The organism is Frankia sp. AiPs1, assembly GCF_023716945.1.
Classification (GTDB): Bacteria; Actinomycetota; Actinomycetes; order Frankiales; family Frankiaceae; genus Frankia.
On sequence record NZ_JAMQQF010000737.1, the window covers coordinates 1 to 2405 of the forward strand.

1 protein-coding gene is annotated in these 2405 nt (G+C 76.1%); it reads right to left on the bottom strand.

The genetic code is table 11. The annotated features are described in order from the left end of the window. Positions 1 to 2405, bottom strand: a 2405-nt coding sequence (locus ND748_RS30110) for a type I polyketide synthase (protein WP_251749608.1), incomplete at both ends; no start/stop codon positions are given.

The following is a 2405-nucleotide window of genomic DNA, read 5'->3' on the forward strand; positions in this document are numbered from 1 at the left end:
TGAGCGCGCTGAGCTCGGTGCGGTCCCCGACGACCGTGCCGGTGCCGTGCGCCTCAACGTAGTCGACGTCGCCGGGTGCCCAGCCGGCCCGCCGCACCGCGGTGCGGACGACGTCGACCTGCGCGGCCGGGCTGGGAACGGTCAGGCCGCCGGTGGCACCGTCCTGGTTGACGGCGCTCGCGCGCAGGACGGCGTGGACCTCGTCGCCGTCGCGTTCGGCGGCCGCCAGCGGCTTGAGCACGAAGACGACGGCGCCCTCACCACAGGCGAACCCGTCGGCGTTCTCGTCGAACGACCTGCACCGCCCGTCCGCGGCCAGGGCGTGCCCGCCGACCAGGGAGGCGAGCAGCGGGCTCGGCGCGACGATGGCGCTGGCGCCGCCGACCACGGCGGTCTCGCAGTCACCCGCGCGCAGCGCCTGGCAGGCAAGGTGCACCGCGGTGAGGGCGGACGAGCAGGCGGTATCGACGGTCATGCTCGGGCCGCGCAGACCGAGGATGTAGGACAGCCGCCCCGCGAGCACGGAGAAGGACGTGCCGGTGCCGTGGTGCAGGGTGAGGGACTCGCCGTCGAGGTCGTCGGCCACCAGGAACTGGTAGTCGGCCATCGAGAGGCCGGCGTAGACACCGACCGGCCGGCCGTCCAGCGTGTCCGCGGGGCACCCGGCGTGCTCCAGCGCCTCCCAGGCGGCTTCGAGGAACAGCCGCTGCTGGGGGTCGAGCAGCCGAGCCTCGCGCGGCGAGATCCGGAAGAACGGCGCGTCGAAGGCCGCGATGTCGTCCAGGTAGGAGCCGCGGCGGGCGGCCTGGCCCGCGAGGCGCGCCCAGACGGGATCCCGGCGCCGGGCGGCGGGGAGTTCGCCGGCGGTCTCGCGACGCCCGCACAGCAGCTCCCAGAAGTCCGTGGGTGTGGCGGCTCCCGGCAGCCGACAGCTCATGCCGATCACGGCGATGCCCGGGTCGGCGGCCAGCGGCTCTGTCCGCGCGCCGGCGGGCGGCTGGGGCCCGCTCGTGGCCACCCGCTGGACCTGAGCAGGCACCTGGCCCAGGTTCTGGGTTCGCCGCGGAACCGGGTCCGGGGCTTCGCGGAAGATCTGTCGCGGGGCTGAGGCCGCGACGAGCTCCGCCAGCCGGCCGGCCAGACCGTTGATGGTCGGCTGCTCGAACACGACGGTCGTCGGCAGGTCGACGCCGAGCCGCTCCTCCAGACGGGTGCGCAGCGCGATGGCCGTCACCGAGTCGAGTCCCTGCTCGAACAGGCCGCGGCGGCGTCCGATCGGGTGGTCGGCGGGCAGCCCGAGCAGCTCGCGGACGAGGCCGCTCACCAGTTCCGCGAGCCGCCCGATGTCGGCGGGCGCCGGTGCGGACGCCGGGGCAGCGCCCGTCGCCACGGCGACCGGCCCGACGGCGTCGGCCGACGGAGTCGCGGAGCGCGGGGCGGAAGCGGGCTGGCTGGTGGCCGTAGTCGGCACCGGCAGGACCGGCGCGGTCCGCTCGGCGTACATCTCGGTGGTCACCTGTCCGTGCTCGTCGAGCAGGCTGAGCCGGATACGGGTGGGAGGGGGCACGGCGGCGGCTGGCGCGGCGGTGCCCTGCGCGCCGCGTTCCACGCCCGGTAGCCAGTAACGGCCTCCGCCCCAGGTCGGGACGGGCAGGGTCCGGTACCGGTGCGGGCGTCCCGTCACCGCTGACCAGTCCACCCGGACACCGGCGGCGTGCAGCCGTGCGAGCGTGCGTGGCGCGATGCCGCCCACCGGTGCGTCGTCGTCGAGGATCGTGAGCGCGGGCGCCCGCAGACCCGCGTCCCGGCGTGCCCGCGCGAGAGTGCTCAGGAGCCCGGGACGGGGGCCGATCTCGACCAGTGGGCGGTCCTCCTCGGCCGACAGCGCAACCAGGGCCGGCCAGAGCAGTTCGGGACCGCGGAACATGCGGGACCAGTGGGCGCCGTCGAGCAGGGTGCTGTCGGTTCCTGGAACCAGGGTGGACGGCAGCCGGAGGGTGGGCGGTCGAGGCATGAGGGCGGCGAGCGTCGATTCCAGGTGCTCGGCCGGACCGCCCGCGAACGGACCGTGCGCCACCAGCGGGTCCGTGAAGGGAACGCAGCGCAGGTCGCGCGCTCTCAGCGCCTCGAAGGCGGCGTCACCCCGCGCGGGATCGACCGCGATGACGGTCGAACGCGGCCCGTAGACCGCGACCACGACGCCCGCCTGCTCGGTCGGCGCCAGCGCCTCGGCCACCGCCGCCTCCGCACCCGCCACCGCGTAGCATGCGCCCTCGCCCGGCTGCGGCCCGGGACCGGACAGCAGCGCGGTGGCGTCCGACAGGGACAACGCCCCGGCCACGTGCGCGGCGGCGAACACGCCCACGCCCTGGCCGAGCACCGCTGCCGGGCGCACGCCCCGGGCC